The 7,974-nt window shown below is 64.6% G+C and carries 7 protein-coding genes and 1 pseudogene; all 8 read left to right on the top strand.

Annotation, left to right across the window (positions count from 1 at the left end; all coding sequences use genetic code 11):
* Positions 1-62: 62 nt before the first annotated feature.
* Positions 63-782: pseudogene (locus BLP62_RS14215) on the top strand (CRISPR-associated endonuclease Cas3''); the annotation flags it as partial.
* A gap of 141 nt (positions 783-923) precedes the next feature.
* Entirely contained in the window at positions 924-2,423 is a 1,500-nt protein-coding gene (gene cas3 / locus BLP62_RS12690) for a CRISPR-associated helicase Cas3' (RefSeq protein ID WP_241374310.1), read from the top strand.
* 9 nt (positions 2,424-2,432) lie between these two features.
* Positions 2,433-3,122 carry a type I-C CRISPR-associated protein Cas5c gene (gene cas5c, locus BLP62_RS12685; protein WP_093008665.1) on the top strand — a complete coding sequence of 230 codons (690 nt, stop codon included), beginning with the start codon at positions 2,433-2,435 and terminating at the stop codon, positions 3,120-3,122.
* The gene (gene cas8c, locus BLP62_RS12680) at positions 3,106-4,863 is read left to right on the top strand and encodes a type I-C CRISPR-associated protein Cas8c/Csd1 (protein ID WP_093008664.1); all 1,758 of its coding nucleotides are present in this window, start codon (positions 3,106-3,108) and stop codon (positions 4,861-4,863) included. Before cas5c ends, cas8c begins: the two co-directional genes overlap by 17 nt.
* Complete coding sequence (cas7c, locus tag BLP62_RS12675) at positions 4,863-6,014, top strand: type I-C CRISPR-associated protein Cas7/Csd2 (RefSeq protein WP_093008663.1); 1,152 nt, start codon at positions 4,863-4,865, stop codon at positions 6,012-6,014. The genes cas8c and cas7c overlap by 1 nt, the downstream gene beginning before the upstream one ends.
* A complete protein-coding gene (gene cas4 / locus BLP62_RS12670; RefSeq protein ID WP_093008662.1) occupies positions 6,004-6,588 on the top strand; it encodes a CRISPR-associated protein Cas4 in 585 nt (194 codons plus the stop codon). Before cas7c ends, cas4 begins: the two co-directional genes overlap by 11 nt.
* A complete protein-coding gene (locus BLP62_RS14455; protein WP_280512756.1) occupies positions 6,543-6,815 on the top strand; it encodes a CRISPR-associated endonuclease Cas1 in 273 nt (90 codons plus the stop codon). The genes cas4 and BLP62_RS14455 overlap by 46 nt, the downstream gene beginning before the upstream one ends.
* A gap of 57 nt (positions 6,816-6,872) precedes the next feature.
* On the top strand, positions 6,873-7,973 hold the full coding sequence (locus BLP62_RS12660; protein WP_093008660.1) for a transposase: 1,101 nt from the start codon (positions 6,873-6,875) through the stop codon (positions 7,971-7,973).
* Position 7,974 lies beyond the last annotated feature (1 nt).

Raw genomic sequence — 7,974 nt, 5'->3', positions numbered from 1 at the left:
GTTTCAATCCTCACCGGCCCTTTCGGGCCGGTGCAACTCCCCCCTATATCGTAGCCCTCCTGATGGGCAGGAAGGAGGTCCTTCGCGGCGACCCCCCTCTCGGGACCCTCGCCCAGGGGCTTGACACAGAGTGCCCAAACCGGTTTTCAAGCTCCACCACGGCCTTCGCCGCTTTGCGCGAACCCCCCGGGGTTTCTGCGCGCACTTGGGGTTCGCGCATTGCCCTCATCATAGGATGTATGGACCCCAAAGCCCACACCCCTAACCCCCAGGGAGCCTGGCACGCCCTCAAAGACCACCTCGAGGCCGTTTCCCGCCTAGCCGGGGGCTTTGCCCAGCACTTTGGCACCCCAAGTCTGGGGCAGGCCCTGGCCCTCCTTCACGACCTTGGGAAGGCCACTCGGGATTTCCAGGCCTACCTCAAGGTCGCGGCGGAGGGAAAAAGGACAAACAGCGTGCCCCATGCCGTCTGGGGTGCGGCCTTGGCTTACGTAGCCCTGGGCTCAGGGCAGCATGAGGGTTGGGAAGCCTTCGGGCTACCCGTGATGGGCCACCACGCCGGTCTCCCCAAGAGGGGTGAGGCGGCCAGCAAACTCGCCCAAGCCCTGAAGGAGGAACCCTTCAAAGAGGTCGCGGCGTTCTTGCGCTCCTCGGAGCTTCGCACCAGGTTAGAAGGCCTACTTAATGAGGCCCTGAAAGAGGTGCGCTCCAAAACCGCAGGGGACCCTCTTCGCCTAGACTTTCTGGTCCGTATGGCCTTCTCCGCCCTTGTGGATGCGGACTATCTAGATACCGAAGCCCACTTTGATCCCAGCGCTGTCCGCCTGCGCCAAGGAGGCTACTCCCTAGAAGAGCTATGGACAAGGTTCCAACGCAATCAGGAAGCCCTTCTCCAAAGCGCACGCCCCTCTCGCGTCAACGCGGTGCGCCGGGAGGTCTACGAGGCCTGCCTGCAGGCGGCGGAGCTTCCCCCAGGCCTCTTCCGCCTCACCGTTCCCACGGGTGGGGGTAAGACCCGGAGCGGCCTTGCCTTCGCCCTGAAGCACGCTTTGAAGCACGGGCTCAGGCGGGTGGTGGTGGCCATCCCTTACACGAGCATCATTGACCAAACGGCCCAGGTCTACCGGGAGATCTTGGGAGAAGAAGCCGTCCTGGAGCACCACTCCGCCTACGAGCCTCCCCTGGGAGAGGAACAGGAAGAAAACGTTCTCCGCCAGCGCCTGGCCACGGAAAACTGGGACGCCCCCCTCGTCGTCACCACCACCGTTCAGCTTTTTGAAAGCCTCTTCTCTAACCGCCCCTCTAAGATGCGCAAGGTCCACCGACTGGCCCGAAGCGTCATCCTCCTGGACGAAGTGCAAACCCTTCCCCCGGAGCTTTTGAAGCCCACCCTCGAGGCCCTCCACCTCCTGGCCACCCCCGTGGAGGAGGGGGGCTATGGGGCCACCGTGGTGCTCTCCACCGCCACCCAGCCCACCTTTGAGGTCGTTCCCACCTTCCAGGGCCTTCCCGTCCGGGAGATCGTTCCGGACTATCCCAGGCACTTTGCTCGCCTTCAGCGCGTGGTTTACGAGCGCCGCCCGAAGCCCCTTTCCTGGGAAGAGCTGGCCAGGGAACTGCAAACGCGCCCTCAGGTGATGGTGGTCCTCAACACCCGCAAGGACGCCTTGGCCCTCCTCGAGGCCCTGGGGGAGGACCCCCATGCCTACCACCTCTCCACCTTGCTCTGCCCCGCCCACCGCCGTGAGGTTCTGGAGGAGGTGCGAAGGCGCTTGCGAGAGGGAGCGCCGGTCCGGCTCATAAGCACCCAGGTGGTGGAGGCGGGAGTGGACCTGGACTTCCCGGAGGTCTGGAGGGCTATAGGCCCCTTGGACCGGGTGGTCCAGGCGGCCGGGCGGTGCAACCGGGAGGGCCAGTTGGACAGGGGAAAGGTGGTCCTCTTTTGGCCTAAGGAGGGCACAACCCCCAGGGGTCCCTACCGGGTGGGCGTGGAAAAGGCCCGCCTTCTCCTTGAAGAGCACCCACCGGAGCGGCTTCACGACCCCAGTCTGTACCAGGCCTACTTCAAAGAGCTCTTCACCACGGTCAAAACCGACAAGGGGATCCAGGACCGCCGGAAGGACCTTGACTATCCCGAGGTGGCTCGGCGTTACCGCCTTATCCAGGAGGACACGGTCTCCGTGGTGGTTCCCTATGGGGAGGGGTTGGCGCGCCTCGAGGCCTTCCAGAAGGCCCCCTCACTCCAGAACTGGCGACGGCTCCAGGCCTACGTGGTGGGGCTCTTCCGCAACCAGGTACGGGAGCGGCGCGGATTCCTCGAGGCCGTGCCGGGCTTCCAAGACCTCTACGTCTGGCGTGGGTCATATGACCCGAGGCGGGGACTCGTGGAGGAGTATGCTGATCCCAGTGACCTGATCGTCTAGGAGGACGGCGTGGCAAGGCTCAAGGTGAAGGTTTGGGGCGAGTACGCCTGTTTCTCCCGCCCCGAGTTCAAGGTGGAGCGGGTTTCCTACCCCGTGCCCACCCCTAGCGCAGCCCGCGGCCTCTTGGAGGCCATTTTCTGGAAACCCGAGTTCCGGTATGAGGTGCGGCGCATCGGGGTGCTCCGCCTGGGAACCCCCTTCGCCCTCCTGCGCAACGAGGTAGGAAACCGCATGGGGGCAAAACCCTTCTTCGTTGAGGATGCGCGCCAGCAGCGGACAAGCCTCGTCCTTAAGGACGTGGCCTACCTGGTTGAGGCGGATATGGTCCTTAGGCCCCACGCTACCGATCCCCTGCCCAAGTACCTGGAGCAGTTTGAACGGCGTCTCAAAAAAGGCCAGTACCACCACACCCCTTACTTGGGCACGCGGGAGTTTCCCGCTTACTTCTCCCCACCTGACGGGGAGGTGCCCGACGGGGGTTTGAACCTAGACCTGGGGCCCATGCTCTTTGACCTCGCCTTCGTGGAGGACCCAAGCCGCCCCGAGCTTACCTTCAAGCGCCCAGGTAGAGGCGAGGTCCAGGGGTACACTCTGCCCCTCTTCTTCCACGCCCAGATCCGGGAAGGGTGGCTAGAGGTCCCCGCGGAGAGGTACCAGGAACTCTACCGCCTGGAGGAAGGCCATGCTCCGGGAGCTTAAGGAAGCCTTCCGCCGCTTTCGTAAAGAGGGGGTGCTCCTTCCCCCGGCCTACAAGAAGAAGAACGTTTCCTGGTTCATCCGCCTCGAGGGGGGAGAGGCCAGGCTAGAAGGCCCTTACGGAAAGAGGGAAGGGATTGAGCCCATCCCTGCTCCCGACCGCCAACGTTCGGGAAAGGCCAGCGAGGGCAACCTGAAACCCTACCTTCTTGTAGACGATGCCCGCTACGTGCTGGGTGTCCACGAAGATGGTAAGGAGGAAGAGGCCAAGCTCCTGCACCGAGGATTTAAAGAGCTCATCCAAGAGGCCTATTGCGAAACCCAAAGGCAGGAAGTCAAGGAGGTTCTGGACTTCCTCGATTCCCCTAAGCTCCAGCAGCTGCAGAAGGAATTTCAGCAAAGGGGTGGGAAGCCAAAGGACCTCCTCGCCTTCAAGGTCCACGGCGTCCTGCCCACAGAGCTTGAGGAGGTGCAGGCCTTTTGGGCCCGGCACCTCGCTGAGGAAATCCAAGGGGACAAGGGCTATTGCGCCCTCTGCGGGAACTTTGGCCCGGTCTTACGTATCTTCCCCAGGGAAGTGGTGGTCCTGGGCCAGAAGTGCCAGCTGGTTTCCTTCAACCAGAAGGCCTTTGAGTCCTTCGGCAAGGAGCAGGCCGCAAATGCCCCCCTCTGCTTCACGTGCGCCTCCCAGGTGGTAGACACCCTGGACCACCTGATCCGCTCCGAGCGCCACAGCAGGCCCCTCTACCGCGAGGAAGAGGGGGGCCTCAGGAACCAGCTTGCCGTCTTCTGGCTTAGTGAGAAGGTGGAAGTACCCCTTGAGACGCCCGTGGACCTGGAGGCCATTCTGGGAGCCGTGCTGAGCGGGGCACCTGTCCAGACCCCACCCGCCGACCTTACCCAACTCCAGGAGCTTTTGGCCACGCCTTGGACAGGGAAAGCGTGGCCCCTCAACCTGGATGAAACCCGCTTTCACCTTGCCGTCCTCTCCGCCAACAAGGGGCGGCTGGTGGTGCGGGAGTGGTTTGCCGTCTCCCTGGGCCGCCTCAAGGAGACCTTGGGGCGCTTCCTCGAGGGCACCCGCCTCGTTCGCCCATGGGGGGAAGCTCCCCAACCGGTGCCCGTAGGGGCGCTAGTCCAAGCCTTGGGCGACGGCAATCCCGGCTTGGTGAGGGGGCTTCTCCGCACCGCCTACCTCGGCACCCCCCCTCCCCATGCCCTTTCTTTGGCGATCCACCTTTTGAGGAACCCCAAGACCCTCACCCCGGAGGAAAGGGAAGGTTGGGGGCGGCTTCACGCCCTGGTGGCGGCGCTAAAGCTGTGGTTATTTTACGGAAAGGAGGAGGCAAAGCGTATGGCCGAGCTGGACAAGGAAAGGAAGAACCCGGCCTACCTGTCGGGCCGCCTCTTGGCGGTTCTGGAGGAGGCCCAGAAGCGGGCCTCAAGCTACACCCTCAGGCGGACCCTGGTGGACCGCTTTTACGGGGCAGCCTCCACGACCCCTGCGGCCACTTTCGGGGTCCTTCTACGGCTTTCCACCACCGCCCACCTGCCCAAGGTGGGCCAAGAGCTCAACCAGGCGGTGGAGGAGATCCTCTCTCGCCTGGACGAAGCCGGCGGGTTTCCCCGCACCCTGAACCTGGTCGGGCAGGCGGAGTTCGCCCTGGGCTTCTACCACCAACGGGCCCACTTCCGGGCGAATCGGGCGGGCAAGAAGGGAGAAAGCGCGCAAGGAGGGTCATGATGAGCGCGAGGTATCTAGATCCCAAGAAGCGGCACGAGTTCGTCTTTCTGTTTGACGTGAGGGACGGAAACCCTAACGGGGACCCCGACGCGGGCAACCTGCCGAGGGTGGACCCGGAGACCATGCACGGCCTGGTCACGGACGTGGCCCTCAAGCGGAAGGTCCGCGACTACATCGCCTTGACCCGGGAGGGCAAACCTCCCTTCGCCATCTTCGTCCAGAGCAAGGTGGCCCTAAACCGGTTCATCCTCCAAGGCTTCCAGGAGGCGGGCATTGAACCCGTGTCCCTCCAGCTCACCGAGGAACAGATGGCCAAAGAGAGCCTGCTGGAGCACTTGGACGGCCTGGCCGAGGCCGGCTTAAGCAGGGAGGGGAACACCCTCTACTACAGCGGCCAAGCCGCGACGGAAAAGGAGATCGCCAAGCTTCTGATGGGGGAGGAGGAAGCCGTTGCCCCTTTCAAGAAGGAGCTGGAAAAGCTGGCTAAGGAGCTCGCCAAGGCCGTGAAAGGCCGAAAGATCACCGAAGAGGACCGGGAGAGGGCCCAAGCCAAGCTTCTGGAGCGCTTTTTTGACATCCGCATGTTCGGCGCCGTCCTCAGCACGGGGCTCAACGCGGGCCAGGTGCGGGGGCCGGTTCAGCTCACCTTCGCCCGGTCCTTGGACCCAATAGCGCCCCTGGAGGTTTCCATCACCCGGGTGGCCATTACCCGGGAGGAGGACCGGGCCCGAAAGGAAACAGAGATGGGCCGAAAGCCCTTGGTACCCTACGGCCTCTACCGGGCCCACGGTTTCTTCAACCCCTTTTTGGCCGCGAAGACGGGGGTGCAGCCGGAAGATCTGGAAGCCCTGTGGGACGCCTTGCAGAACCTCTTTGAGCTGGACCGCTCGGCGGCCCGGGGCGAGATGACGGTGCGGGGCCTTGCCGTCTTCAGCCACGAGGACAGGAAAGGAAACGCTCCCGCGCACCGTCTCTTCGGGCTCATCCGGGTAGAGCGGCGGGAAGGGGTGGAGGCCCCCCGAAGCTTTGCCGACTACCGGGTCCGGGCGCCGAAGGAAGGCTCCCTCGAGGCCCACGGTTTTCCCGGAGTCCACCTTGCGTGGCTCGTCCGGCCAGAGGGCCTCGAGGACTTACCGCCCCATGTGGGATGAATCCATCCCCATTTCCGCCCTCCAGCACTTCGTCTACTGCCCCAGGCAGTGTGCGCTCATCCACCTAGAAGGGGTCTGGGAGGATAACCTTTACACCCTCCGGGGCCGCCGGGCCCACGAAGGGGTGGACCTGCCGGAAGGGCTGGTGCGGGAAGGGGTGAGGGTAGAGTATGCCCTCCCCCTTTTCTCCGAGCGCTTGGGCCTGGTGGGCCGGGCCGACGTGGTGGAGTTCCACGGCGGAGTGCCCTACCCGGTGGAGCACAAGGTGGGCCCCCGGCGGGCACGCAAGGCGGACGAGGTGCAGCTGTGCGCCCAGGCGCTTTGTCTGGAGGAGATGCTGGGGGTAGAGGTGCCCAAGGGGGCGCTCTTTTACCGGGCCTCGAGGCGGAGGCGGGAAGTGGTCTTCACCCCGGCCCTCCGGGCCTTCGTGGAGGAAACTGTGGAGAAGGTTCAGGAGCTTCTTCGGACCGCGCAGCTCCCCCCTCCCGTAAACGATGCCCGTTGCCGGGATTGTTCCCTGGTGGAGGCGTGTATGCCTTACCTTGGGGACCTCGTACAGGAGGGGGATTCTTGAACCGCCTCCTCCTTAACACCCTTTTCGTCCAGACACAGGGGGCCTACCTCCGCTTGGAGGGAGACACGGTGCGGGTTGAGGTGGAGGGGGCCGTTCGGCTTCAGGTCCCCCTCCACCACCTCGGCGGCCTAGTCCTGTTCGGCAACGTCCTGGTAAGCCCCTTCTTGCTCGCTCGGTGTGCAGAAGATGGGCGGCTCAAAACTTGCACTTATTCGCCGCGGGCATGAGTATGCTTGGGGACCACTTGAAGAGGGCTGCTGGTTTCCCCTCTTATGAGGGGCGCCATGAGCCCAGCAGCCCTATCCCTACTTTGGACCATCCTGGCCCTCATGCCAACCCCCCACCTGCGGGAATCCTTGAAGGCCCTGTTGTTCCTTTTCCTCACCGGTCACGGCAAGGCTAGACCCCAGCACAGCAAGACCAAGTCCCCCTCCGCCCTCTCCCGCTTCCTCAACCGCTACCCCTGGCCCACCCGCGCCCTCATCCGCCTGGCCCGCGAGGAGGCCCAGAAAGCCCTGGACCGGGCCAGGCGGAGAAAGGGCCCCAAGCCCCGCCTCCTGGTGGTCCTGGACCTGGTCACCCTGGAGAAGCGGGGCCGCTTCCCGGCCCTACCCCTCTCCTTCTTTCACGGCAAGTGGGGCCTCCACCTCGTGGTCCTTTACCTCGTCTACGGGGACCTCCGCGTCCCCTGGGCCTACCGTCTATGGCGGGGCAAGGGGGAGAAAGGCCTCTCCCTCCTGGCCCTGAGCCTCCTGGCCTCTCTGCCCCTCTGGATGCGCCGGACCTTCCGGATACGGGTGGCCGCGGACGCGGCCTTTGGTACGGCCTGGTTCCTCTTTGGGGTGAAGCAGATGGGCTTTGAAACCGTGGTGGGGATGCGGCGGGACCGGAGGCTGCGGGGAGGGGGGAGGCTTTTGGACCTCAGGCGGCAGGGGAGCCGGGTCTACCTGTGGGGGCTTTCCTTCCCGGTCTGGGTGGCCTGGTACCGCTACCCCCTGCCCCAAGGGGGCTGGGAGTGGCGGTACGTGGTGGCCACCTTTCCCGCCACGCCCCGGACCATGCTCACCTGGGGAAGGAGGCGGTTCACGGTAGAGCACTTCTTCCGGGCTGCGAAGAGTGAGTTCTCCCTGGGGCAGTTCGGGCAGCGGACGGCCTTGGGGGTGCACCGCTTTCTGGTGCTCTCCCTTCTGGCCTACCTGCTGGCCCACTGGGTGGGGATGGAGGGGAAGGGGAGCTGGCGGGAGGCCAGGGAGGGGGCAGCTCGGGTTCTCTTGCCCGAGCTGGTGGTGCAGGTCATCCTGCGGGAGCTCCACGCCCTGGGTCTGGGGCCGCCGGGGGGAGGGGGTGAAGGTTTATGCGGGGTATGCGGGAGGTGCAAGTTTTGAG

Origin of the sequence: Thermus arciformis (genome assembly GCF_900102145.1) — a bacterium.
Taxonomy (GTDB): Bacteria; Deinococcota; Deinococci; order Deinococcales; family Thermaceae; genus Thermus; species Thermus arciformis.
The sequence above is the reverse complement of the archived record's forward strand: the minus strand, read 5'-3'. Positions and strand labels throughout refer to the sequence as shown.

Excerpts from the sequence above, each read along its gene's own strand:
- cas4 (WP_093008662.1), top strand. The coding sequence starts at position 6,004 with ATGTGGGATGAATCCATCCCCATTTCCGCCCTCCAGCACTTCGTCTAC.
- cas7c (WP_093008663.1), top strand. The coding sequence starts at position 4,863 with ATGAGCGCGAGGTATCTAGATCCCAAGAAGCGGCACGAGTTCGTCTTT.
- BLP62_RS12660 (WP_093008660.1), top strand. The coding sequence starts at position 6,873 with ATGAGCCCAGCAGCCCTATCCCTACTTTGGACCATCCTGGCCCTCATG.
- cas8c (WP_093008664.1), top strand. The coding sequence starts at position 3,106 with ATGCTCCGGGAGCTTAAGGAAGCCTTCCGCCGCTTTCGTAAAGAGGGG.